The following is a 24,670-nucleotide window of genomic DNA, read 5'->3' as shown; positions in this document are numbered from 1 at the left end:
TGGAATCGCCGCAGTCTAGTCTGGTGAATGAAGCGCGCACAGAATCATCCATGAGCGTGATAAAGGGTTAAAACATCACGACTCGGGACGCAGTTGCCGACGGCGGACTCGCGCCGCCCCCTCGACACGACCTAAACTGCGCGCCTCGAGGAGCCCGCTACCCATGAATTACCGCCACGCCTACCACGCCGGCAACCACGCTGACGTGCTCAAACACATCACCCTCGCGCGCATCTTCGCGCTGATGGCGCGCAAGGACACGCCCTTCGCCTACCTGGACAGCCACTCCGGCGTTGGCCTGTACGACCTGCTGGGCGACGAAGCCAGCCGTACTGGCGAGTGGGAGTCGGGCATCGGCCGTCTATGGGGGCGCGGCGACCTGCCGGAACTGATTCAGGATTACCTGGACGTGTTGAGTGCGCTCAATCCCGATGGCGGCCTGGAGTTCTATCCCGGCTCGCCGGAGTTGGCACGCCGCCTGACCCGTCCGCAGGATCGCGTGCTGCTCAACGAACTGCACCCCGAAGATGGCCGCCTGCTCAAGGCCAACATGGCCGGCGAACGCCGTATTGCCGTGCATCAGGGCGATGGCTGGCTGTTGCCGCGAGCCTTCCTGCCGGTGGCGGAAAAGCGCGGGGTGCTGCTGATCGACCCGCCGTTCGAGCAGGGTGACGAGCTGCAGCGCTGCGTCGCCGCGCTGGAAGAAGCCATCCGCCGCATGCGCCAGACCGTGGTTGCGATCTGGTACCCGATCAAGGACCGCCACCAGCTCAGGCGTTTCTACCAGGGGCTGGAAAGGAGCTCTGCACCAAAGCTGCTGCGCGTGGAGTTGTGCGTGCACCCGGCCGACAGCGCCGACCGCCTGAACGGCTCCGGGCTGGTCATTGCCAACCCGCCGTGGCCGCTGGAAGACGAGCTGCGCAGCCTGCTGCCCTGGCTGGCCGAGGTGCTGGCACAGAGCGAGGGAAGCTGGCAGCTCGACTGGCTGATCTCCGAATGAAAAAAGCCCCGGCAGTGCCGGGGCTTTTTCTTTGGGCTCTGCGCAGGCGTGGATTCATCCACGATGTTCCTGACGCGATTTCCTTCCTGGGCGCAGTCATGCGGCGAGGCGCCCGCGGGATGGGGGGAGCGACGCGATACCGATGCTGCCCGTACTCGGGCGGTGACAGGCTTCGCTGCGCTCTACGTCAACTTGCCGATGCGTTGCCATTACGCCGGCAGGCAGACACCCGTGCCGCCCAGGCCGCAGTAACCGTTGGGATTCTTCGCCAGGTATTGCTGGTGGTAGGCCTCGGCGTAGTAGAACGGCGGCACTTCACGGATTTCCGTGGTGATCTCGCCGTAGCCACGGGCGCTCAGTTCCTTCTGAAAGGCGGTGCGGCTGGTGTCGATGGCGGCTTTCTGGGCCTGGTCGTACCAGTAGATCGCCGAGCGGTACTGGGTACCCGTGTCGTTGCCCTGGCGCATGCCCTGGGTCGGGTCATGGGATTCCCAGAACACCTTCAACAGGGCCTCGATGCTGGTTTCGTTCGGGTCGTAGACTACCAGCACGACTTCACTGTGGCCGGTCAGGCCGGAGCAGACTTCGTCGTAGGTCGGGTTCGGCGTGTGACCGCCGGCGTAGCCCACGGCAGTCACCCACACGCCCGGCTGTTGCCAGAAGCGTCGTTCGGCACCCCAGAAGCAGCCCAGGCCCAGCACGATCTGCTGCAGGCCAGCGGGGAACGGAGCGCTCAGCGGGCGGCCATTGACGTAATGCGCTTCGGGCACTGGCATCGGGCTTTCCCGGCCCGGCAAGGCCTGGGCGGAGCTGGGCAGTTCCAGCTTGTGGGCAAGTATTTGCGAGCGCAGGACCATGGCATTCGTCTCCTCTGGATGGGGCGGCAATAGACTCTCGTACTCGCCGAAGATTACAGCGTTTTGGCACCGCTGCGGGGATCAGTGCGGACGGCAGGGGTAGCGCAGCAGGCTGGACGAAAGGTCGGTGCCGGGAATGGGGCGGTCGAACAGGTAGCCCTGGCCGATATCGCAGCGGTTGCGGCGCAGGAAGGCCAGTTGCGCGGCAGTCTCCACGCCTTCGGCGACCACTTGCAGCTTGAGGTTGTGGGCCATCGCGATCACTGCCGAGGTGATTTCCATGTCGTCCTGGTTGTCCGGGATGTCCTTGATGAAGCTGCGATCGATCTTGATCACGTCGATGGGGAACTTCTTCAAATAGCTCAGCGATGAGTAGCCGGTGCCGAAGTCGTCCATTGCCAGGGTCAGGCCGAGGTTCTTCAGGCGCTCCAGTTGCTGGCGGGTGTCGTCGGTGGCGTCCAGCAGCAGGCTTTCGGTCAGCTCCAGCTCCAGTTGGCGTGCCGGGATGCCTTCTTCCTGGAGAATCGCGGCGATGGAACCGACCAGGTCCGGGTCGCTGAACTGCTTGGGCGACAGGTTGATGGCGATGTGCAGTTCGCCCAGGCCCTTGCTGGCAAGCTCGCGGACCTGCCGGCAAGCCTGGCGGATCACCCACTTGCCGATCGGGATGATCAGCCCGGTTTCCTCGGCCACGCTGATGAACTGGTCCGGGCGGATCATGCCTTTTTCCGGGTGCTGCCAGCGCAGCAGGGCTTCGAGGCCGAGCAGATGACCGCTGCGCAGGCACAGCTTGGGCTGGTAGTGCACCGCCAGTTCGTCCTGTACCAGTGCGCGGCGCAGGTTGCTCTCGACGAACAGCTTGTAGCTGGCCTCGGCGGTCATCGCCTCGGTGAAGGTCTGCACCTGGTGCTTGCCGTTGGCCTTGGCCTTGTGCAGCGCGAGACCCGCATGCTTCATCAGCGTCTGCGGATCCTCGCCGTGCTGGGGTGCGTAGGCGATGCCGATGGAACCGGTGATGCTGATCAACTGGTTGTCGACGAACAGCGGTTTGTCGAGGACGCCGAGGATCTGCGCGGCGATCTGTTCGCCACGGCCGGCGACGGACTCCTCCAGCAGCACGGCGAATTCGTTGCTGGCGAAGCGCGCCAGGGTGGCGCTGTCGCTCAGGCTGCTGCGCAGGCGCCGAGCCAGGTTGGCCAGCAACTTGTCGCCGGTCTGGTGGCCGAGGCTATCGTTGATCCGCTTGAAGTTGTCGATGTCCACCAGCAGCAGGCTCAGCGAATGCTCGCTGCCAGCCTGCAGGCGCTCTTCGAGGGCGCTGATGAAGTAATGACGGTTGGCCAGCCCGGTGAGGTTGTCGCGGTAGGCGAGCTTTTCGATGTGCTGCTGGGCCAGCTTGCTCTGGGTGATGTCTTCGTAGATGCCGATGTAGTGCGTCAGCTCGCCCTTGTCATCGTAGACCTTCGACAGCGACAACTGGCCCCAGTAGGGTTCGAGATTCTTGCGCCGGCTGCGGAACTCGCCCTGCCAACTGTTCTGCGTAACCAGGGTGGAGCGCGCGTCGAACAGCAGCTCGCTGAGGTTGGCCAGCGCCGGCAGTTCCGGCAGGCGGCGGCCGCGCACTTCGTCGGCACCGTACTGTGTGATGGCGGTGAAGCTGGGGTTGACGTACTCGACCAGGCCATCGCGGTCGATCAGCAGGAAGGCGCTGGCGCTCTGCTCGACGGCGCGCTGGAACAGGTGCAGGGCACTGGAGACGTTGCGCCGCTCATGGTTCATCAGCACCTGGGCGTACTGGTCGGCCAGTTCGCCAGCGAAGGCGATTTCGTCGCTCTGCCACATGCGCACTTCACCGACGTGCTCCAGGCAGAGCACGCCGACCACCTCGCCGCCGACACGGATGGTGGCGTCGAGCAGCGCACTGATGCTCTGCGGACGCAGGTAGCGCTGCGCCAGTTCCTGGGTGCGCGGGTCCTGCAGGGCATTGTGGGCATCGATGGCGCGGCCGCTGTGGACTGCTTCGAGGTATTTGGGGAAGCGGCTGGCATCGATGTCAGCCGGCTTCTCGTACTGGTCGGTATCGCGGCGGTAGATGGTCACCGCTTCCAGGCGATTCTCCTGGCTCAGCCGCCAGATACCGGCGCGGGCGACGTCATAGGCTTCGCAGGCGGCTTGCGCGATGAGCTGCGCGGCTTCCAGCAGCGGGTCGCTTGACAGGTAGCGGTGGCGTGCCAGGCGCACGATCAGATTCTGCTGGGTGCGTGAGCGCACCAGGTGCTGCAGGTGTTCGTCCTGGGAGCGCTGGTACATCTCCAGCGACATCTTCAGGCGGATGTTCTGCGCTTCGAGATCCAGCAGGCGAGGATCCAGTTCGGCGGACTGCGCATCGCCGTCGTCCTGCAGCAGGTAGCCGTGCAGCAGTTGCCGTCCGTGCTGCTGGAAGGCTTCGCCGACTTCCAGAATGTTCAGCGTGCCGCGCGGCGAGTGCAGGCAGTAGCGCACCCGGTAGCGACCGTCTGCGAGCAGTTGCTGCTGCACCTGCTCGTGCAACCGATGGCGCGCTTCGGGCTCCATCAGGCTGGCGTAGGGTGAGTCGAGAATGCCGCACAGATCCTGGGCGGGAACGCCGATCTGTCGTTCGCAGACCGGGTCGAGGAAGAGCAGGGTCCAACTGGGTTCATTCAGGCGCTCGAAGCGCAACATCCCGAGCCGCGAAGGGACGGGGAGCTGCGTGACAACCTCGGCCGCCGAACGGCTGGCGGCATCGGGATGACTCTTCATGCGCGGCGGATTTCCAGGTGCTGGCGAGGTACATGGCCTCGGCCGACTTCGATGGGCGTTGGCAAGATTTGCATGATGCGCAGTGCGCTGACAAGCCAAGTCTGTATCGGCCATTCGGCAAGGAAGTTGAGTGCCCTGCGGGCCCGCGCGCAGGTTGCGTCAGCAGTACGCCCGTGCAAAAAAAGAAGCCCTGCCGTCCGGCAGGGCTGGAGAGAACGAGCGTGGCGTGCTCGTCGAGAGGAAGGGCCGGATGCGACCGGCCCCTGACAACGCTTGCAGCGGTGACGCGATTACAGCAGCAGGGTGCGGATATCGCCCAGCAAGTCGGACAGTCGCTTGGTGTAGCGCGCGGCGGCCGCCCCGTTGATCACGCGGTGATCGTAGGACAGCGACAGCGGCAGCATCAGGCGCGGCTGGAAGGCCTTGCCGTCCCATACCGGCTGGATGGTCGCCTTGCTCACACCGAGGATCGCCACTTCCGGCGCGTTGACGATCGGCGTGAAGCCGGTGCCGCCAATGTGGCCGAGGCTGGAGATGGTGAAGCAGGCGCCCTGCATCGCGTCGGCGGAGAGCTTCTTGGTGCGCGCTTTCTCGGCCAGTTCGGCGGCTTCGGCGGCGAGCTGCAGGAGGCTCTTCTGGTCGACGTTCCTGATGACCGGCACCAGCAGGCCGTCGGGCGTATCCACGGCAAAACCGATGTGCACGTACTTCTTGCGGATCAGCGCCTTGCCGCTGGGGGCCAGGGAGCTGTTGAAGTCCGGCATTTCCTTGAGCAGGTGTGCACAGGCCTTGAGCAGGATCGGCAGCACGGTCAGCTTGACGCCGGCCTTCTCCGCGACGGCCTTCTGCGCAATGCGGAAGGCTTCCATCTCGGTGATGTCGGCGGAGTCGAACTGGGTCACGTGCGGCACGTTCAGCCAACTGCGATGCAGGTTGGCGGCGCCGACCTGCATCAGGCGGGTCATCGCCACTTCTTCCACGTCGCCGAACTTGCTGAAGTCGACTTCCGGGATCGGCGGGATGCCCGCGCCAGCGGTAGCGCCAGCCGGCGCGCCTGACTTGCCGCGCTGCAGTTGTTCTTTCACGAACGCCTGCACGTCTTCCTTGAGGATACGGCCTTTCGGGCCGGTACCCTTCACTTCGGCCAGGTCGACACCGAACTCGCGGGCAACCATGCGCACGGCGGGGCCGGCGTGAACCTTGGCGCCGTCACGACTGGGCGCGCCCACCGGGCTTGCATCGACAGCTTTGGCCGGTGCGGCGGCAGCCGGCGCTGGAGCTGCGGCAGGAGCAGCAGCGGCCGGAGCTGCAGCCGGAGCTTGAGCTTCGGCTGGCGCAGCAGCACCTGCGACCTTGAGCTTGAGGATGAGGTCGCCGGTGCCGACTTCGTCACCGACCTTGATCGACACGCTTTCCACCACGCCGGAGGCCGGCGAGGGGATTTCCATGCTGGCCTTGTCCGATTCCAGGGTGATCAGCGACTGGTCGGCTTCGACCGTGTCGCCGGCTTTCACCATGACTTCGATGACGTTGGCCTTGCCGGCCGAGCCGATGTCCGGGACATGGATGTCCTGGACGCTGGCGCCGGCGGCCGGAGCGGCAGCCGGTGCCGGGGCAGTGGCCGGAGCTTCTGCCTTCGGTGCCTCGGCGGCCGGTGCCTGCGCTTCGGCCTTGGGGGCTTCGGCTGCAGCGGAACCGCCTTCGACTTCCAGTTCGAGGATTTCGTCGCCTTCCTTCAGGGTGTCGCCCACCTTGACCTTCAGGCTCTTCACCACACCGGCTTTCGGCGAGGGAATCTCCATGCTGGCCTTGTCCGACTCCAGGGTCAGCAGGCTCTGGTCGGCTTCGACGGTATCGCCGACCTTGACCAGCAGCTCGATGACTTCACCCTGGCCATTGCCGATGTCGGGTACACGAATCAGTTCGCTCATCGTGCCTCTCCTCAGCAGTCCAGCGGGTTGCGTTTTTCGGGGTTGATGCCGAACCTGGCGATGGCTTCGGCCACCACCTTGGGTTCGATATCACCACGGTCGGCCAGGGCTTCCAGCGCGGCCAGAACGACCCAGTGACGGTCCACTTCGAAGAAGTCGCGCAGCTTGCGGCGGCTGTCGCTGCGGCCGAAGCCGTCGGTGCCCAGCACCTTGTACTCCTTGCTCGGAACCCACTGGCGGATCTGCTCGGCGTAGAGCTTCATGTAGTCGGTGGAGGCGACGACCGGGCCCTTGCGGCCGGAGAGGCACTCTTCGACGTAGCTCTGCTTGGGCTTCTGGCCCGGGTGCAGGCGGTTCCAGCGCTCCACGGCCAGGCCGTCGCGGCGCAGTTCGTTGAAGCTGGGTACCGACCAGACGTCGGCGCCGATGCCGAAGTCGTTGCGCAGGATCTTCGCGGCTTCCTCCACTTCGCGCAGGATGGTGCCCGAGCCCAGCAGTTGCACGTGGTGCGCGGCTTCCTTCTTGTCCTCGTCGAGCAGGTACATGCCCTTGATGATGCCTTCCTCTACACCCTTGGGCATGGCCGGCTGGACGTAGTTCTCGTTCATCACGGTGATGTAGTAGAAGATGTCCTGCTGCTCTTCGATCATCTGGCGCGAGCCTTCGCGGATGATCACCGCCAGCTCGTAGGCATAGGTCGGATCGTAGGTACGGCAGTTCGGAATGGTCGCGGCCAGCAGGTGGCTGTGACCGTCTTCGTGCTGCAGGCCCTCGCCGTTCAGGGTGGTACGGCCAGCGGTGCCGCCGATCAGGAAGCCGTGGGCGCGGCTGTCGCCTGCGGCCCAGGCCAGGTCGCCGATGCGCTGGAAGCCGAACATCGAGTAGAAGATATAGAACGGCAGCATCGGCTGGTTGTGCGTGGAGTACGAAGTACCCGCCGCGATCCAGCTGGACATGGCGCCGGCTTCGTTGATGCCTTCTTCGAGGATCTGACCTTTCTTGTCCTCGCGGTAGAACATCACCTGGTCTTTATCCACCGGCTCGTACAACTGGCCTACCGAGGAGTAGATGCCGAGCTGGCGGAACATGCCTTCCATACCGAAGGTACGGGCTTCGTCCGGGACGATCGGGACGATGCGCGGGCCGAGCTCCTTGTCCTTGACCAACTGCGAGATGATCCGCACGAAGGCCATCGTGGTGGAAATCTCGCGGTCGCCCGAACCATCGAGAATAGCCTTGAGGGTTTCCAGCGGGGGAACCGGAACCTGGAAGCTCTTCTCGCGGCGAACCGGCATCACACCGCCCAGGGCGGCACGGCGGGAAGCCAGGTACTTGGCTTCGGCGCTGCCTTCTTCGGGGCGGTAGAAAGGCAGGTTTTCCAGGTCGGCATCCTTGATCGGGATGTCGAACTTGTCGCGGAACGACTTCAGGGACTCGACGTCGACCTTCTTGACGTTGTGCGCGATATTCTTCGCTTCGCCGGAGCCTGTGCCATAGCCCTTGATGGTCTTGGCCAGGATGACGGTCGGCTGGCCCTTGTGGTTGACCGCCTGGTGATAGGCCGCATAGACCTTGTAGGGGTCATGGCCGCCACGGTTGAGCTTCCAGATCTCTTCGTCGGAGAGATCCTTGACCATCTCCAGCAGCTCCGGACGCGCACCGAAGAAGTGCTCACGCACGTAGGCACCGTCCTTGGCTTTGTAGTTCTGGTACTCGCCGTCGATGACTTCGTCCATGCGCTGCTGCAGCAGGCCGGCGGTGTCCTTGGCGAACAGTGGGTCCCAGAAGCGGCCCCAGACCACCTTGTTGACGTTCCACTCGGCGCCGCGGAATACGCCTTCGAGTTCCTGGATGATCTTGCCGTTGCCGCGAACCGGGCCGTCGAGGCGCTGCAGGTTGCAGTTGATGACGAAGATCAGGTTGTCCAGCTTCTCGCGCCCGGCCAGGGAGATCGCGCCGAGGGATTCGGGCTCGTCGCACTCGCCGTCGCCCATGAAGCACCAGACCTTCTGCTTGCCGGCGGGGATGAAGCCGCGGCTTTCCAGGTACTTCATGAAGCGCGCCTGGTAGATCGCCTGGATCGGGCCCAGGCCCATCGATACGGTCGGGAACTGCCAGAAGTCCGGCATCAGCCAGGGGTGCGGGTAGGAGGACAGGCCGTTGCCGTCCACTTCCTGGCGGAAGTTGTTCAGTTGATCTTCGCTGATGCGGCCTTCAAGGAAGGCGCGGGCGTAGACGCCAGGGGATGCGTGGCCCTGGAAGAACACCAGGTCGCCGCCGTGCTCTTCGGTCGGGGCCTGGAAGAAATAGTTGAAGCCGACGTCGTAGAGGGTCGCCGAGGAAGCGAAGGAGGAGATGTGGCCGCCCAGGTCCGGGTCGTTCTTGTTGGCCTTCATCACCATCGCCAGGGCGTTCCAGCGCACCAGGGAGCGGATGCGGCGTTCCATGAACAGGTCGCCAGGCATACGGGCTTCGTGGGTGACCGGGATGGTGTTGCGGTACGGCGTGGTGATGGCGTAGGGCAGTTGGGTACCGGTGCGGGTAGCCAGTTCGCCCATGCGGGTCATCAGGTAGTGAGCGCGTTCCTCACCTTCGCGGTCGAGAACGGATTCCAGGGCGTCCAGCCACTCCTGGGTTTCGACGGGATCGAGGTCTTGCATGGCTTGCTCCAGGGCGGAAAGGCTTCCAGAATCGGAAGCCAGTAGATCGTTGCCGATAGCTGCGCCGGCCTCGTGGGCGACGCGGCGAATTCTTGGAAGTACTCCGGGGGTACGCCCGGCGGGTTGTAGTTTTACTACAAATCGCCGGCAGATACACCCCTTCGCCAGAAAAAGTTAGTAGTAAAACTACAGGGGCGCGAAAAGACAGGAATGCCGGCGCCTCGCCGACCTTTCAGGATAGAACATGAGCCTGCCGTCCCTGGCCGCCCTCCCGGCCACGTTGAAGCCCCTCGCCGAACGAGCGGAGCAGAATTTCCGCACCGCCGTTTCCCAGCTTTCTCCCGAACAGATCGCCTGCTTCGACAGTTGGCCCGACGAGCGGCGCGCCGATTTCGCCCGCGTGACCGCCGGCAGCGACTTCGTCGCCGAGCAGGTCCAGCGCGACCCTTCTTTCTTTCTGGAGCTGGCCGCGACCGGCGAGCTGGAGCGCGCGCTGCAGCCGGGCGAGATGCGCGCCCAGCTGGAAGCGGCGCTGCTCGGCTGCGCCGACGAGGATGAACTGGGGCGCCGCCTGCGACGCTTCCGTCGGCGCCAGCAGGTGCGGATCATCTGGCGCGACCTGACCCGCCGCAGCGACCTCTCCGGCACCTGCCGCGACCTCTCCGACCTCGCCGACACCTGCATCGACCAGGCTTACCATTGGCTGTACATCCGCCATTGCCAGCAGTTCGGCACGCCGATGGGTAATCGTTCCGGCCTGCCGCAGCACATGATCGTGCTGGGTATGGGCAAGCTCGGGGCCGGTGAGCTGAACCTGTCGTCGGACATCGACCTGATCTTCGGCTACCCGGAGGGCGGCGAGACCGAGGGCGCCAAGCGCGCGCTGGACAACCAGGAGTTCTTCACCCGCCTGGGGCAGAAACTGATCAAGGCGCTGGACGCCATCACCGTCGATGGCTTCGCCTTCCGTGTCGACATGCGCCTGCGTCCCTACGGCTCCAGCGGCCCGCTGGTACACAGCTTCGCGGCGCTGGAGCAGTACTACCAGGACCAGGGGCGCGACTGGGAGCGCTACGCGATGATCAAGGCCCGGGTGGTCGGCGGCGACCAGGATGCCGGCCAGCGCCTGCTGGAGCTGCTGCGGCCATTCGTCTATCGCCGTTACCTGGACTTCTCCGCCATCGAAGCACTGCGCAGCATGAAGCAGCTGATCCAGCAGGAAGTCCGGCGCAAGGGCATGAGCGAGAACATCAAGCTCGGCGCCGGTGGCATTCGTGAGGTGGAGTTCATCGCGCAGGCCTTCCAGTTGATCCACGGTGGCCGTGATCTCAGCCTGCAGCAACGACCATTGCTCCGGGTGCTGGCGATCCTCGAAGGGCAGGCCTACTTGCCGCCGCAGGTGGTCGCCGAACTGCGCGAAGGCTACGAGTTCCTGCGCTACGCTGAGCACGCGCTGCAGGCCATCGCCGACCGGCAGACGCAGATGCTGCCGGAGGATGAGCTGGAGCGGATTCGCGTCGCCTTCATCATGGGCTACGCCAATTGGTCGGCGTTCCACCAGGCGATCAATCACTGGCGTGACCGCATCGACTGGCACTTCCACCAGGTCATCGCCGACCCGGACGAGGACGAAGACGGCAAGGTCGACACCACCATCGGTGGCGAGTGGATCCCGATCTGGGAAGAGGCGGTAGACGAGGAGTCCGCCTGCCGGCAGTTCGCCGATGCCGGTTTCACTGCGCCAGCGGCGGCCTGGAAGCGCCTGACCGACCTGCGCCACGGCGCACAGGTGCGCGCCATGCAGCGCCTGGGGCGCGAGCGTCTCGATGCTTTCATGCCGCGACTGCTGAACATGATTGCCGAGCGCGGCCCGGCGGATGTGCTGCTGGAGCGGGTGCTGCCGCTGATCGAGGCGGTGGCGCGGCGTTCGGCCTACCTGGTGCTGCTCACCGAGAACCCCGGTGCGCTGGAGCGCCTGCTGACTCTCTGTGCCGCCAGCCCGATGGTGGCCGAGCAGATCGCCAGGTTCCCCATCCTGCTCGACGAGCTGTTGAATGAAGGGCGCCTGTTCCGCCCGCCGCAGGCCGTCGAACTGGGGGCGGAGCTGCGCGAGCGGCTGATGCGCATTCCCGAGGACGATCTCGAGCAGCAGATGGAGACCCTCCGCCACTTCAAGCTGGCCCACGGCCTGCGCGTGGTGGCGTCGGAAATCGCCGGTACGCTGCCGCTGATGAAGGTCAGCGACTACCTGACCTGGCTGGCCGAGGCGATTCTCGAACAGGTGCTTTCCCTGGCCTGGGACCAACTGGTGCAGCGCCACGGCCGGCCGAGCCGCGCCGACGGCACGCCGTGCGATCCTGACTTCATCATCGTCGGTTACGGCAAGTCCGGCGGCCTGGAGCTGGGCCACGGCTCGGATCTGGACCTGGTGTTCATCCACGACGGCGACCCGCAGAGCGAGACCGACGGCGCCAAGCCCATCGACGGTGCGCAGTTCTATACCCGCCTGGGGCAGAAGATCATCCACCTCCTCACCGCACAGACGCCATCCGGCACGCTGTATGAGGTGGACATGCGCCTGCGCCCGAGCGGCGCGTCCGGGCTGCTGGTCAGCTCCCTGCGTGCCTTCGAGGCCTACCAGATGGGCGAGGCATGGACCTGGGAACACCAGGCGCTGGTGCGTGCCCGCGTGCTGGCTGGCTGCAGGCGGGTGTCGCTGGCATTCCAGGCGATCCGTGCCAGGGTCATCGGCCAGCAGCGCGACCTGGCCGGGCTGCGCAAGGAAGTCAGCGAGATGCGCGCCAAGATGCGCGACAACCTGGGGACCTCCAGCACCGCCGCCGGAACCGCGGCGAATGCCTTCGAGGCCACGGCGCCGTTCGATCTCAAGCAGGATGCCGGTGGTATCGTCGATATCGAATTTATGGTGCAATACGCGGCCCTGGCCTGGTCGTGGCAGCACCCGGAACTGGTGGAGTTCACCGACAACATCCGCATCCTGGAAGCGCTGGAGCGGGTCGGATTGATGTCCGGCGAGGATGTCCTGAAGCTGCAGGATGCCTACAAGGCCTACCGGGCGGCGGCTCACCGCTTGTCCCTGCAGAAGCAGCCGGGCGTGGTGAGCGGCGACCGCTTCCACGCGGAGCGGCGCATGGTGATGGCGATGTGGAAGGCCTTCGAGCTGACCTGAGGCGCCCTCTCGGATTCCCCACGAAACACCCCGGACGACCGGCGGGAGCGCATCCGCCGGATCACCACGGGCTGCCGGGCAAGGCGGGAATCAGGCGCATGATGCCATTGCGCCAGGTCACAGGGAGTGACGAAATCCGCCCGGCCGGCGTTCCGGCTGGGCTAGACTGCGGGGCATTCGATGCTCGGCACCCGCCCGTAAGGCCCGCGCCGTACGGCTGGATGAATGGAATACGGGGAGGCGAGAGCCTCCCCGGTCGTTTCTGGAAAACGCATGAGAATTCTGATCGTAGGCCCCTCCTGGGTGGGCGACATGGTGATGGCCCAAACGCTGTTTCATTGCCTGAAGCAGCGCCATGCCGACTGCGTGATAGACGTGCTGGCGCCTGACTGGAGCCGGCCGATCCTCGAGCGCATGCCCGAAGTGCGCCAGGCGTTGAGCTTCCCGCTCGGGCATGGCGTGCTGGATGTAGCCGCGCGCCGGCGCATCGGTAAGTCGCTCAAGGGGCAATACGACCAGGCGATCCTGTTGCCGAACTCGCTGAAGTCGGCGCTGGTGCCGTACTTCGCCGGCATTCCCAGGCGCACCGGCTGGAAGGGCGAGATGCGCTACGGCCTGCTCAACGACATCCGCACTCTGGATAAAGAGCGCTACCCGCTGATGATCGAGCGCTTCATGGCCCTGGCCTATGAGCCGGGCGCCGCGCTGCCGCAGCCCTACCCGCAGCCGCGCCTGGCCATCGACCCGCAGAGCCGCGACGCCGCGCTGGCCAAGTTCGGCCTGAGCCTGGATCGCCCGGTGCTGGCGCTGTGCCCCGGCGCCGAGTTCGGCGAAGCCAAGCGCTGGCCGGCGGAGTACTACGCCAAGGTCGCCGAGTTGAAGATCCGTGCAGGCTGGCAGGTATGGATCTTCGGTTCGAAGAACGACCACCCCGGCGGCGAAGACATTCGCATGCGCCTGATTCCCGGCCTGCGCGAGGAGTCGGTGAACCTCGCCGGCGAGACCGCCCTGGCCGAAGCCATCGACCTGATGTCATGCGCTGGCGCGGTAGTCACCAACGACTCCGGCCTGATGCACGTGGCTGCCGCGCTGAATCGCCCGCTGGTGGCTGTCTATGGCTCCACTTCGCCGCAGTTCACCCCGCCCCTGGCCGACCAGGTGGAGATCGTCCGCCTCGGTCTGGATTGCAGCCCGTGCTTCGACCGTGTGTGCCGTTTCGGCCACTACAACTGCCTGCGCGAGCTGAAGCCGCGTCCGGTGAGCGAGGCGCTGGACCGACTGGTCGCCGATCCGGTTGATGTGGAATGAGGGTGCTGTTGATCAAGACGTCGTCCCTGGGCGACGTCATCCATACGCTGCCGGCGTTGACCGATGCCGCGCGTGCGATTCCCGGCATCCAGTTCGACTGGGTGGTTGAGGAAGGCTTCGCGGAGATTCCCGCCTGGCATCCGGCGGTGGCCCAGGTGATCCCAGTGGCGATCCGCCGCTGGCGCAAGAGCCTCTGGCAGACCATCAGGAACGGTGAGTGGAGCCGCTTCAAGCGCCGCCTGAAAGAGGTCGACTACGACCTGGTGATCGATGCCCAGGGGCTGCTCAAGAGTGCCTGGCTGACCCGCTATGTGCGCCGTGGCACGCGCGTTGTCGGGCTTGACCGCGAGTCCGCCCGCGAACCGGCCGCCAGCCGCTTCTACCGTCACGGCTATCCGGTGGCCTGGGGGCAGCACGCGGTGGAACGGGTGCGCCAGTTGTTCGCCCAGGCGCTGGACTACCCGCTGCCCGCCAGTACCGGCGACTATGGCCTTGACCGCAATCGCCTGCTGGACGCTGTGGAAGCCGAGCCCTACCTGGTATTCCTCCACGGCACCACCTGGGTGACCAAACACTGGCCGCAAGCCTACTGGCGCGAACTGGCCGAGCGCATGGGCGAGCGTGGCTGGTCGGTGCGCCTGCCGTGGGGCAACGAAGCCGAGCGCGAGCGCGCCGAGCGGCTGGCTCAGGGCCTGGAAAGCGTTTCCGTGCTCCCCAGATTGTCCCTGGCAGGCATGGCCAAGGTTCTGGCCGGCGCTTCCGCCTGTGTGGCGGTGGACACCGGGCTTGGGCACTTGGCGGCCGCCCTGGACGTACCGACGCTGTCGCTGTTCGGCCCGACCAACCCCGGATTGACCGGCGCCTACGGGCGCTCGCAGGTGCACCTGGCCAGCGACTGGCCGTGTGCGCCCTGCCTGCAGAAGACCTGCACCTACCAGCCGACGGCTGACGACCAGCGCCAGTTCGACCTGCGGCATGAACAGCCCCTGTGCTTCACCCGCCTGAATCCCCAGCGCGTGGCGACCCAGCTCGAGGCCCTGCTGCTGGCTCCGGAGACGCTTCGATGACCCTGGCTTTCGTCCTCTACAAATACTTCCCGTTCGGCGGGCTGCAGCGCGACTTCATGCGCATCGCCCTCGAATGCCAGCAACGCGGCCACGCCATTCGTGTCTACACGCCGATCTGGGAAGGTGAGGTGCCGCCCGGCTTCGATGTGCGCGTGGCGCCGATCAAGGCGCTGTTCAATCATCGCCGCAACGAGAAGTTCAGCGCCTGGCTGGCCGCGGACCTCGCGCGCGACCCGGTGGACCGGGTGGTTGGCTTCAACAAGATGCCAGGGCTGGATGTCTACTATGCCGCCGACGGCTGCTTCGAGGACAAGGCGCAAACCCTGCGCAACCCGATCTACCGCCGCTGGGGGCGCTACAGGCACTTCGCCGACTATGAGCGCGCAGTGTTCGCCCCGGAGTCGAAGACCGAGATCCTGATGATCTCCGAGGTCCAGCAGCCGCTCTTCATCAAGCACTACCGCACGCCGGTTGCGCGTTTCCACCTGCTGCCGCCTGGCATCGCCCAGGATCGCCGCGCGCCGGCCAATGCCGCTGAAGTCCGCGCCGAGTTCCGGCGTGAGTTCAGGCTGGCCGACGATGACCGGCTGCTGGTACAGATCGGCTCCGGCTTCAAGACCAAGGGCCTGGATCGCAGCCTCAAGGCATTGGCCGCACTGCCGCGCGCGTTGCGCAAGCGTACCCGGCTGATCGCCATCGGCCAGGACGATCCCAAGCCTTTCCTGTTGCAGGTCAAGGCGCTGGGGTTGTCGGAGAATGTGCAGATTCTCAAGGGGCGCAGTGATATCCCGCGCTTCCTGCTGGGCGCCGACCTGCTGATTCACCCGGCCTACAACGAAAACACCGGCACCGTGCTGCTCGAAGCGCTGGTGGCCGGGCTGCCGGTGCTGGTCACCGATGTCTGCGGCTACGCCCACTACATCGCCGAGGCTGACGCAGGGCGGGTGATACCCTCGCCATTCGATCAGGAACGGCTCAACCGCATGCTGGTGGAAATGCTCGAAGACGACGCGGCGCGGGCCGCCTGGTCGCGCAATGGCCTGGCCTTCGCCGATAGCGCCGATCTCTACAGCATGCCGCAGTACGCGGCTGACGTGATCCTGAAGGAGCGCGCATGAAGCTCGAACTGCTCGAGCCCTTCAAGAGCCTGTGGGCCGGCAAGGACCCCTTCGTCGAAGTGGAGCGCCTGCAGGGCAAGGTTTACCGCGAGCTGGAAGGCCGCCGCACGCTGCGAACCGAGGTCGACGGACGTGGTTTCTTCGTGAAGATCCACCGTGGCATCGGCTGGGGCGAGATCGTCAAGAACCTGCTCAGCGCCAAGCTTCCGGTGCTTGGCGCCGGCCAGGAGCAGCGCGCCCTGGCGCGTCTGCACCAGGCTGGCGTGGCGACCATGACCTCGGTGGCCTATGGCGAGCGCGGCGGCAATCCGGCCAGCCAGCACTCGTTCATCATCACCGAGGAGCTGGCGCCGACCATCGACCTCGAAGTCTTTTCCCTGGACTGGCTCAAGCAACCGCCCGAGCCGCGCCTGAAGCGCGCGTTGATCGCCGAGGTGGCGCAGATGGTCGGTACCATGCATCGCGCCGGCGTGAACCATCGCGACTGCTATATCTGCCACTTCCTGCTGCACACCGACCGGCCGGTCAGTGCGGGCGACCTGCGCCTGTCGGTGATCGACCTGCACCGCGCCCAGACCCGCGAGACCACGCCGCGTCGCTGGCGCAACAAGGATCTGGCCGCGCTGTACTTCTCGGCGCTGGACATCGGCCTTACACGCCGAGACAAATTGCGCTTCCTGCGCGGTTACTTCGGCACGCCTCTGCGTGACATCCTGCGCGACGAAGCCTCTCTGCTGGCCTGGATGGAACGCAAGGCGGCCAAGCTGTATGACCGCAAACAACGCTACGGAGACCTGCTCTGATGGCGGGCTGGACACTCGCTGATGACTATCGCCACCTGGACGCCGAGTTCGGCAGCCTGGAGGCCGTGTTCGATCTGGAGGGCGAGCGCATCACCCGCGACGCCATCTCCGAGGTGATCCGCATCGAGCGCGAAGGTGTGCGCTACTACGTGAAACGCTACCGCAACGCCGGCAAGGGCTATCGCCGCTACCTGGCCCGCCCGCGGGTGAAGGCCGAGTGGCAGAACCTCAAGCAGTTCGCCAAATGGGGGATTCCCACCGCCGACGTCGTGGCCTACGGACTGGAGCGCGAGCGCGGCGCCTTCAAGCGCGGCGCGCTGGTCACGCGCGAACTGGTCGGCACCGACGATCTTGCGCGGCTGGCCAAGAAGCGCGATCCGCGCCTGAAGGATCGCGTCTGGGTCGAGCACATCATGCAGCAACTGGCTGCCTATACGCGGACGATGCACGATCACCACTTCACCCACAACGACCTGAAATGGCGCAACATCCTGGTCGACGGCGAAGGCAAGGTGTTCTTCATCGACTGCCCGATCGGTGACTTCTGGATCGGCTTCATGCTGCGCTACCGCATCACCAAGGACCTGGCGACCCTCGACAAGGTCGCTAAGCGCCATCTGTCCGCGACCCAGCGGCTGCGCTTCTACCTGCTGTACCGTCGGCGCGAGCGCCTGAACGCTTCGGACAAGAAGCGCATCCGCCACATCGTTCATTTCTTCGAGGGACGCGAGTGAAGGACTTCATCGCCAGCGACGACCAGGGACTGCTTCAGCAGAACGCCCTGGCCGACTTCGATGCCCTGTGGGACCTGCAGCTGGAGGCCGTGGACGAGCCCAACACCGAGCGCGGTGGCTGGAGCAGCGTGTACCGCCTGGAGCTGGAGGGCACCAGTTACTACCTCAAGCGCCAGAGCAACCACCTGACCCGCAGCCTGCTGCGCCCGCTGGGCGAGCCGACCTTCGCCCGCGAGTTCCGCAATATCCAGCGTTACCGGCAGCTCGGCATTCCATCGATGCAGGCGGCCTTCTTCGGCGTGCGGCAGGTTGCTGGCGAGCGCCGGGCGATCCTGATGACCCGCGCGCTGGAAGGCTGGCGCGACCTCGATAGCCTGCTGCAGGGCTGGTCGAACCTCGCGCCCGAGCGGCGCCAGGCCATCCTGCGAGCCTGCGGCATGCTTGCGCGCCGCCTCCATGAAGCGGGACAGATGCATGGCTGTTTCTATCCCAAGCACATCTTCCTGCGCGAAACCGACGACGCCTACGAGGCGACCCTGATCGACCTGGAGAAGACCCGCCCGCTGTGGTTCGGCCAGCGCGACCGCGTGCGCGACCTCGAACCGCTGCTGCGCCGCGCGCCGGACTGGAACGAAGGCGACGTGCGCAACCTGCTGGCGGCCTATCTCGGCACTTCGTCCACGGGGCCTGAGGTCGACGACTGGTATCGTCGCCTGGGGGCGCGCCGCAAGAAGAAGGAATCCCGCGCATGAGGCTGTCGGCCCTGCGCGAAGCTGGCCGTACGCCCTCTTTGCCGCTGCGCATCGAGCTGGAGGACGGCGCTGGCGCAGCCGAGCTGCGCCTGGACAGCCTGCTGCGCGTGCTGCCGGGGCAGCGCTATGTAGGCGCGGCCAACTGGCGCGGCCGCCCGGTGCTGGCCAAACTGCTGGTCGGCGGCAAGGCTGCGCGGCACTTCCAGCGCGAACGCGAAGGCGTGCGCCTGCTGGCCGAGCAGGGGCTGACGACGCCGCTGCTGCTGGCTGACGGCCTGAAAGACGGCGAGGGCGGCTGGCTGCTCTTCGAGTTCCTCGACAACGCCCAGAGCCTCTGGGAGGCCTGGCGCGCAGTGGAGGGGCAGCCGCTGCTGTGCGCCGAGCAGGAGGCGGTGATCGGCGAAGCGCTGGTGGCCATCGCCCAGTTGCACGCCAAGGGGCTGTGGCAGGAAGACCTGCACCTGGACAACCTGCTGCGCCACGACGGCAGGCTGTACCTGATCGACGGCGCAGGCATCCGGGCGGAAGTTCCGGGCCAGCCGCTTTCGCGCAAGCAGGTGCTGGAAAACCTCGGAGTGTTCTTCGCGCAGTTGCCGGCCGGGCTCGATCCCTATCTGGAAGAGTTGCTGGTGCACTACCTGCTGGCCAATGGCGAGCACGCCTTGCCGCTGGAGGCGCTGCAGAAGGAGATTGCCAAGGTCCGGCGCTGGCGCGTTCGCGACCTGATGAAGAAGATCGCCCGCGATTGCAGCCTGTTCAGTGTCCTCAAGGGGCCGTTCGGTCTGCGTGCGGTGCGCCGCGAGCAGGAGTCTGTGCTCGAACCGCTGCTGGCCGACCCCGATGCGTTCATCGCCAAGGGGCACATCTACAAGACTGGCGGCGCGGCGACTGTCGCGCGGGTCGAGCTGGATGGCCGACCGCTGGTCGTCAAACGCTACAACATCAAGAACCTGCTGCACTGGCTCAAACGCTTCTGGCGCCCCAGTCGCGCCTGGGCATCGTGGCGCGAGGGCAATCGCCTGGACTTCCTCGGCATCGCCACGCCGCGCCCGCTGGCGGTCGTCGAGCGCCGCTGGCTGTGGCTGCGCGGCCCGGCCTTCCTGATTACCGATTACCTTGCGGGTCAGGATATAATCGCCCGTTTCAAACCCTACCTGGACCAACCGGAGGGGGGCGGCCTGCCGCCGGAAACAGACCTTGCGGCCCTGGACAGACTGTTCGCGGCGCTGGTGCGCGAGCGCATCAGCCACGGCGACCTGAAGGGGCACAACCTGTTCTGGCAGGAGCAGGGCGAAGGTGGGCAGTGGGCGCTGATCGATCTGGACGCCATGCACCGTCACTCGCACCAAGCGAGTTTCGCCCGCGCCTATGCCCGCGACCGTGCGCGCTTCCTGCGCAACTGGCCGCAGCACAGCGCACTGCACCAGCTGCTCGACGAACGTTTACCGCGGGTGCCAGCGCACCCGCCCAGATGAAAAGAGGCTAGACCCTGTGGCATTGACCATCCTCGGCCTGTCCGGCGCCGTAAGCCATGACCCTTCCGCCGCCCTGTACATCGACGGCAAGCTGGTCGCGGCCGCCGAAGAAGAGCGCTTCGTCCGCGACAAGCACGCGAAGAACCGCATGCCCTACGAGTCGGCCAAGTTCTGCCTGGAACAGGCCGGGATCAAGCCGTCCGACGTTGACGTGGTGGCCATTCCGTTCGCCCCCATCAGCATCTTCGACAAGGCCCGCTGGCACTACGCTAAGCGCTACGCCTACGCCCCGGATCGTGCGCTGGACGCCATCCTGCTCGGCAACCGCCGCTACCACCGCTACTACAAGCGCATCCAGTGGTGCCTGCAGCAACTGGGCTTCGACCTGAAGAAGACCAAGATCCAGCCGGTGGAGCACCACCTGGCCCATGCCTCCAGCGCTTACCACTGCTCCGGCTTCAAGGAGAAGACCGCGATCCTCGGGATCGACGGCAAGGGCGAGTACGCCACTACCTTCTTCGGCTATGGCGAGAACGGCAAGATCCACAAGATCAAGGAGTTCTACGATCCGGACTCCCTGGGTGGCCTGTACGGCGCGCTGACCGAATACCTCGGCTTCGACATGCTCGACGGCGAGTTCAAGGTCATGGGCATGGCGCCTTACGGCGATGCCAGCAAGTACGATTTCTCCCGCCTGGCCAAGTTCGAGAACGGCGAGCTGATCATCAACACCGACTACGCCAACGTCATCGGCTTCCGTCGCTACAAGGAAAAGGGCAAGGGCTATTACTTCTCGCCCAAGCTGATCGAGTGGCTCGGCCCGAAACGCGAAGGCGACATCGCCGACGATCCGTACATCCATTACGCCGCCAGCATCCAGGCCCTGTTCGAGAAGCTGGCGCTGGAGATGATGGATTACTACCTGGGCGACATCATTCGCGAGACCGGCAAGATTGCGTTCGCCGGCGGCTGCGCACTGAACGTCAAGCTCAACCAGAAGATCATCGCCCGTCCCGAGGTCAAGGAACTGTACGTGCAGCCCGCGGCCAGCGACGCCGGCACCGCCGTTGGCGCCGCCGCGTACGTGTCCTGGGAGCGCGGCGTGCCGGTCGAGAAGATGGAGCACGTCTACCTCGGCCCGGAGTACAGCAACGAAGACGTCATCGCCGCCTGCGCCCGCCACGAGGCCAAGCCGCAGTGGCGCAAGATCGACAACGTGCCCGAGTACATCGCCAAGGTGCTGGTCGAAGGCAATCCGGTGGCCTGGTTCCAGGGCCGCATGGAGTTCGGCCCGCGCGCCCTGGGCGGCCGCTCGATCATCGGTTGCCCGAGCATCGCCGGCGTGGCCGACCGCATCAACGCGCAGATCAAGTTCCGCGAGCGCTGGAGGCCCTTCTGCCCGTCGATGCTCGATACCGTCGGCCCGCAGATGTTCAAGATCGACCATCCGGCCCCGTTCATGACCTTCACCTTCGAGGTCAACGAGGAGTGGAAGACCCGTGTGCCGGAAGTCGTCCATGAAGACGGCACGTCCCGTGCCCAGGTGCTCAAGCGCGAGTTCAACCCGCGCTACTACGACATGATGAAAGAGCTGGAGAAGCTCACCGGCAACGGCGTGGCGTTGAACACTTCGCTGAACCGCCGTGGCGAGCCGATGATCTGCTCGCCGACCGATGCGCTGAACATGTTCTACGGCTCGGACCTGCAATACCTGATCATGCAGGACATCCTGGTGGTCAAGGACGGCGTTCAGTGATCGGCGGAGCGCCTGCATGCGTGTTCTGATCATCAACCGGGCCGAGCGTGCTCGTTCGCTGGATACCCTCTATGAAGGCGTGATCGCGCTGAACCCCGGTTCGCGGATGATCAAGCTGACCAAGGAGGAGATCCACGACCTGCCGCGTACCCTGGCCCAACTGGACACCAGCGGGTATGAGCGAGTGCTCTTCGACATCCCCCTGCGCCGCGCCGCGCACGCCTTCGACAGCGTGCGCGCGTTGCCGGGCCTGGTGTACTACGAAGAGGACGCGTACCAGGAGTTCATGGGCGAGAGCAAGTTCTACGGCAAGTTCCTGCGCTTCTTCGAGTCCCTGCGTGGCGCGCCGGTGATCTACACCAGCGAGTCCGTGCGCACCTATTTCGCCAGACAGGGCGTCAACGCGCACTTCGTGCCCAAGGCATTCGACGACCGCCAGCTCAAGGACCTCGGCCAGCCGCGGGATATCGACCTGGCCTTCGTCGGCCGGATCAAGAGCAAGGTCTACGGGCGCCGCAAGGAGTTGCTCGACCGGGTGGCGGAAGCGACACCCCTGCAATTGCTGCGCACCGAGAATCCCGACGAGTACCTGGCGGTGCTCAACCGCATTCGCTTTTTCCTCAGTGCCGATATCGGCTTCAACGAGTACATGGCCAAGAACTTCGAAGCCATGGCGTGCGGCTGTGTTCTGGTTGCCAAGCGTCAGCCCACCGAGGACGGGTTGCTCGGGCTTGTCGATATGCAGAACGTGGTGCACTACGACACCGTCGAGGAACTGCTGGAGAAGTACCGGCAACTGCTGGCTGCTCCCGGGCAGGCGCAGGCCATCGCCCAGGCGGGACATGACCTGGTATTCGAGCGTCACCGCCTGAGCCAGCGCGCCGAAGCTTTCTCCAGAGTGCTTGCGCTGCCTCACCCAAATCCCCAAGGAATCAGCCGCCCGAGTCTTCTCCGGCGGCTGGGGTCGCTGTTCTCCCGCGCTTGATGTGCGGGCGGGCGACCTCGCAACAGCAGGGTCTCAGCATGAAAATCACGATCTTCGGTAGCGGTTACGTCGGCCTGGTGACCGGGGCCTGCCTGGCGGATGCCGGGCATCAGGTCATTTGCGTCGACACCAACAGCGAGCGCACCCGGATGCTGTCTCAGGGACAGATTCCGATCTATGAACCCGGCCTGGACGTCATGGTGCGCAGCAACCTTGCCGCCGGACGTATCAGCTTCACCGAGGATGCCGCTTCGGCTATCGCCTTCGGCACGCTGCTGTTCATCGCCGTGGGCACGCCGCCGGACGAGAACGGCTCGGCCGACTTGACCCATGTGCTTACCGTGGCGCGCACCATTGGCCAGCACATCGATAGCTACAAAGTGGTGGTGAACAAATCCACCGTGCCGGTCGGCACAGCCGACAAGGTCCAGGCCGCTGTGCTCGACGAGCAGCGTAAGCGCGGCGTGGACGTGCGTTTCGACGTTTGCTCGAACCCCGAATTCCTCAAGGAAGGCGCGGCAATCGAAGACTTCACCCGTGGCCCGCGTATCGTCGTCGGTACCGACTCGGAAGAAGTGCGCACCCTGATGCGCGAGTGCTACGCGCCGTACAACCGCAACCACGACAAGCTGTTCTTCATGGGCGTGCGCGCCTCCGAGCTGACCAAGTACGCCGCCAACGCCATGCTGGCGACCAAAATCAGCTTCATGAACGAAATCGCCAATATCGCCGAGCGCGTTGGCGCGGACATCGAACAGGTACGCATGGGGATCGGTTCCGATCCGCGCATCGGCTACCACTTCATCTACCCCGGCTGCGGCTATGGCGGCTCCTGCTTCCCCAAGGATGTCCAGGCCCTGGCGCGCACCGCCGAGGAGATCGGCTATGACGCCGAGCTGCTGCGAGCGGTCGAGCAGGTCAATGGCCGGCAGAAGAACATCCTCCTGCAGAAGCTGGCGCAGGCCTTCGATGGCCAACTCGCCGGACTGACCGTGGGGATCTGGGGCCTGGCGTTCAAGCCCAACACCGACGACATCCGTGAGGCTCCCAGTCGCACGCTGATGGAAGCTCTGTGGGAGCGTGGTGCCCGCGTCCGTGCCTATGATCCGGTCGCCGCGCACGAGATCGCCCGGGCCTATGGCGAGCGCGCCGACCTGGAACTGGTCGGCAGCCGCGAGGCGGTGCTGCAGGGCGCCGACGTGTTGGTGATCTGCACCGAGTGGAAGGAGTTCCGCGCGGTGGACTTCGCCTATATCGCCTCGACCCTGCGCCACCCGGTGATCGTCGACGGTCGCAACCTGTATAACCCCGACGAAGTGCATGCCGCCGGCCTGCGTTACTACGCCATCGGCCGTGGCGACTCGCTGGAGCACGGCGCCTGATGGGTCGCCACGCAGGAAGCTCGAAACTCGCCAGGAAGGTTCGCAAGTACCGCACCCGTCTGCAGCGCAAATACCTGTTGCTCAAGTACGCCCTGGTCAACCGCTTCGGCACGCGCCGGGTGGTGGCCGAGGGCGGGCCCGTGGTGTCGCTGACCAGCTACTCCACCCGTCTGCGCCGCGTGCACATCACCTTGGAGTCCATCGCTGCCGGTGCGCTGTTGCCGTCGCGGCTGATTCTGTGGGTCGACGAGGAACCTGTTCTGGCTGACCTGCCCGCGCCGTTGCGGCGTCTGCAGGCGCGAGGCCTTGAGGTAAAGCGCTGCAATAATTACGGGCCGCACAAGAAATACTTTCCGTACGTCCAGGGTGAGAGAATCGGCGCGCCGCTGGTGACCGCCGACGATGATGTGCTCTATCCGCAAACCTGGCTCGCCGGCCTGCAGGCCGCGCACGAGCGAACACCGGACCAGGTGGTCTGCTACAAGGCCAAGCAGGTGGGCATCGAGGATGGCGTGATCCAGCCCTACCACGGCTGGATGACCCAACTGGATAAGGCGCCGAGCCTGCGCAACTTCGCCATCGGGGTGTCCGGCGTGCTGTATCCCGCGGCGTTGCAGGAGGTGCTGCGGCGCGAGGGCGATGCCTTCGTGCCGGTGACGCCGAAAGCCGACGATATCTGGCTGCACTGGCACGCCCTGCGTTCCGGCGTGCGGATCCGGCAGATTTCCGATACCGACGAACACTTCCTGAGTGTTCCGGGTACTCAGGACATTGCGCTGTACAGCGCGAACCTGAAGCAGGGTGGCAATGACCTGGTCATTGCGAAGCTGTATGCGGCGGAGGATATCGCCGCGATGTTGAAGGACTGAAC

At 65.3% G+C, this 24,670-nt stretch carries 17 protein-coding genes; 13 read left to right on the top strand and 4 right to left on the bottom strand.

Features of this window, described 5'->3' with window-relative positions:
• The first annotated feature begins 163 nt into the window (after positions 1–163).
• Entirely contained in the window at positions 164–1,000 is an 837-nt protein-coding gene (locus tag OU419_RS25985; RefSeq protein ID WP_254476313.1) for a 23S rRNA (adenine(2030)-N(6))-methyltransferase RlmJ, read from the top strand.
• Between the two features lie 209 nt (positions 1,001–1,209).
• On the opposite strand, the gene msrA is transcribed toward OU419_RS25985, so the two are convergent.
• The 4 genes from msrA to aceE form a co-directional block, all read right to left on the bottom strand.
• On the bottom strand, positions 1,210–1,857 hold the full coding sequence (gene msrA, locus OU419_RS25980) for a peptide-methionine (S)-S-oxide reductase MsrA (protein WP_254476316.1): 648 nt from the start codon (positions 1,855–1,857) through the stop codon (positions 1,210–1,212).
• A gap of 81 nt (positions 1,858–1,938) precedes the next feature.
• On the bottom strand, positions 1,939–4,638 hold the full coding sequence (locus OU419_RS25975) for a putative bifunctional diguanylate cyclase/phosphodiesterase (RefSeq protein ID WP_254476318.1): 2,700 nt from the start codon (positions 4,636–4,638) through the stop codon (positions 1,939–1,941).
• 290 nt (positions 4,639–4,928) lie between these two features.
• Positions 4,929–6,569, bottom strand: coding sequence for a dihydrolipoyllysine-residue acetyltransferase (gene aceF / locus OU419_RS25970; RefSeq protein WP_268172514.1), 1,641 nt, complete (start codon positions 6,567–6,569; stop codon positions 4,929–4,931).
• Between the two features lie 11 nt (positions 6,570–6,580).
• Entirely contained in the window at positions 6,581–9,229 is a 2,649-nt protein-coding gene (aceE, locus tag OU419_RS25965; RefSeq protein ID WP_254472215.1) for a pyruvate dehydrogenase (acetyl-transferring), homodimeric type, read from the bottom strand.
• A 244-nt stretch (positions 9,230–9,473) separates the two neighbouring features.
• Here aceE and glnE point away from each other — a divergent pair, with 244 nt between their 5' ends.
• The 12 genes from glnE to OU419_RS25905 all read left to right on the top strand — a co-directional run bounded on the left by glnE (position 9,474) and on the right by OU419_RS25905 (position 24,668).
• Positions 9,474–12,419: a bifunctional [glutamate--ammonia ligase]-adenylyl-L-tyrosine phosphorylase/[glutamate--ammonia-ligase] adenylyltransferase gene (gene glnE, locus OU419_RS25960; protein WP_254472216.1), complete on the top strand. Its 2,946-nt coding sequence runs from the start codon at positions 9,474–9,476 to the stop codon at positions 12,417–12,419.
• 273 nt (positions 12,420–12,692) lie between these two features.
• Positions 12,693–13,727 (top strand): lipopolysaccharide heptosyltransferase II, encoded by a 1,035-nt coding sequence (waaF, locus tag OU419_RS25955; protein ID WP_254472217.1) that lies wholly within the window; start codon positions 12,693–12,695, stop codon positions 13,725–13,727.
• On the top strand, positions 13,724–14,794 hold the full coding sequence (waaC, locus tag OU419_RS25950) for a lipopolysaccharide heptosyltransferase I (RefSeq protein ID WP_254472218.1): 1,071 nt from the start codon (positions 13,724–13,726) through the stop codon (positions 14,792–14,794). The genes waaF and waaC overlap by 4 nt, the downstream gene beginning before the upstream one ends.
• Positions 14,791–15,912, top strand: coding sequence for a glycosyltransferase family 4 protein (locus OU419_RS25945; RefSeq protein ID WP_254472219.1), 1,122 nt, complete (start codon positions 14,791–14,793; stop codon positions 15,910–15,912). The genes waaC and OU419_RS25945 overlap by 4 nt, the downstream gene beginning before the upstream one ends.
• Entirely contained in the window at positions 15,909–16,715 is an 807-nt protein-coding gene (rfaP, locus tag OU419_RS25940) for a lipopolysaccharide core heptose(I) kinase RfaP (RefSeq protein WP_254472220.1), read from the top strand. Before OU419_RS25945 ends, rfaP begins: the two co-directional genes overlap by 4 nt.
• On the top strand, positions 16,715–17,449 hold the full coding sequence (locus tag OU419_RS25935; RefSeq protein WP_254472221.1) for a lipopolysaccharide kinase InaA family protein: 735 nt from the start codon (positions 16,715–16,717) through the stop codon (positions 17,447–17,449). The genes rfaP and OU419_RS25935 overlap by 1 nt, the downstream gene beginning before the upstream one ends.
• Entirely contained in the window at positions 17,446–18,201 is a 756-nt protein-coding gene (locus tag OU419_RS25930) for a lipopolysaccharide kinase InaA family protein (RefSeq protein WP_254472222.1), read from the top strand. Before OU419_RS25935 ends, OU419_RS25930 begins: the two co-directional genes overlap by 4 nt.
• A complete protein-coding gene (locus OU419_RS25925; protein ID WP_254472223.1) occupies positions 18,198–19,676 on the top strand; it encodes a lipopolysaccharide kinase InaA family protein in 1,479 nt (492 codons plus the stop codon). The genes OU419_RS25930 and OU419_RS25925 overlap by 4 nt, the downstream gene beginning before the upstream one ends.
• A 16-nt stretch (positions 19,677–19,692) precedes the next feature.
• Complete coding sequence (locus OU419_RS25920; protein ID WP_254472224.1) at positions 19,693–21,432, top strand: carbamoyltransferase family protein; 1,740 nt, start codon at positions 19,693–19,695, stop codon at positions 21,430–21,432.
• Between the two features lie 16 nt (positions 21,433–21,448).
• Positions 21,449–22,417 carry a glycosyltransferase gene (locus tag OU419_RS25915; protein WP_254472225.1) on the top strand — a complete coding sequence of 323 codons (969 nt, stop codon included), beginning with the start codon at positions 21,449–21,451 and terminating at the stop codon, positions 22,415–22,417.
• A 38-nt stretch (positions 22,418–22,455) separates the two neighbouring features.
• Positions 22,456–23,799, top strand: coding sequence for a UDP-glucose dehydrogenase family protein (locus tag OU419_RS25910; protein ID WP_254472226.1), 1,344 nt, complete (start codon positions 22,456–22,458; stop codon positions 23,797–23,799).
• On the top strand, positions 23,799–24,668 hold the full coding sequence (locus tag OU419_RS25905; RefSeq protein WP_254472227.1) for a hypothetical protein: 870 nt from the start codon (positions 23,799–23,801) through the stop codon (positions 24,666–24,668). Before OU419_RS25910 ends, OU419_RS25905 begins: the two co-directional genes overlap by 1 nt.
• Positions 24,669–24,670 lie beyond the last annotated feature (2 nt).

The sequence above is a fragment of the Pseudomonas triclosanedens genome (assembly GCF_026686735.1).
Taxonomy (GTDB): domain Bacteria; phylum Pseudomonadota; class Gammaproteobacteria; order Pseudomonadales; family Pseudomonadaceae; genus Pseudomonas; species Pseudomonas triclosanedens.
Note: the sequence above shows the minus strand (reverse complement) of the source record. Positions and strands in the feature narration are given on the sequence as shown.

Bases quoted from the DNA above. Each gene is read 5' to 3' on its own strand.
- OU419_RS25935 (WP_254472221.1), top strand. From the start codon at position 16,715: ATGGCGGGCTGGACACTCGCTGATGACTATCGCCACCTGGACGCCGAG.
- OU419_RS25925 (WP_254472223.1), top strand. From the start codon at position 18,198: ATGAGGCTGTCGGCCCTGCGCGAAGCTGGCCGTACGCCCTCTTTGCCG.
- OU419_RS25975 (WP_254476318.1), bottom strand. From the start codon at position 4,638: ATGAAGAGTCATCCCGATGCCGCCAGCCGTTCGGCGGCCGAGGTTGTC.
- aceF (WP_268172514.1), bottom strand. From the start codon at position 6,569: ATGAGCGAACTGATTCGTGTACCCGACATCGGCAATGGCCAGGGTGAA.
- OU419_RS25985 (WP_254476313.1), top strand. From the start codon at position 164: ATGAATTACCGCCACGCCTACCACGCCGGCAACCACGCTGACGTGCTC.
- waaF (WP_254472217.1), top strand. From the start codon at position 12,693: ATGAGAATTCTGATCGTAGGCCCCTCCTGGGTGGGCGACATGGTGATG.
- OU419_RS25945 (WP_254472219.1), top strand. From the start codon at position 14,791: ATGACCCTGGCTTTCGTCCTCTACAAATACTTCCCGTTCGGCGGGCTG.
- OU419_RS25910 (WP_254472226.1), top strand. From the start codon at position 22,456: ATGAAAATCACGATCTTCGGTAGCGGTTACGTCGGCCTGGTGACCGGG.
- waaC (WP_254472218.1), top strand. From the start codon at position 13,724: ATGAGGGTGCTGTTGATCAAGACGTCGTCCCTGGGCGACGTCATCCAT.
- OU419_RS25915 (WP_254472225.1), top strand. From the start codon at position 21,449: ATGCGTGTTCTGATCATCAACCGGGCCGAGCGTGCTCGTTCGCTGGAT.
- rfaP (WP_254472220.1), top strand. From the start codon at position 15,909: ATGAAGCTCGAACTGCTCGAGCCCTTCAAGAGCCTGTGGGCCGGCAAG.
- OU419_RS25905 (WP_254472227.1), top strand. From the start codon at position 23,799: ATGGGTCGCCACGCAGGAAGCTCGAAACTCGCCAGGAAGGTTCGCAAG.
- aceE (WP_254472215.1), bottom strand. From the start codon at position 9,229: ATGCAAGACCTCGATCCCGTCGAAACCCAGGAGTGGCTGGACGCCCTG.
- msrA (WP_254476316.1), bottom strand. From the start codon at position 1,857: ATGGTCCTGCGCTCGCAAATACTTGCCCACAAGCTGGAACTGCCCAGC.
- glnE (WP_254472216.1), top strand. From the start codon at position 9,474: ATGAGCCTGCCGTCCCTGGCCGCCCTCCCGGCCACGTTGAAGCCCCTC.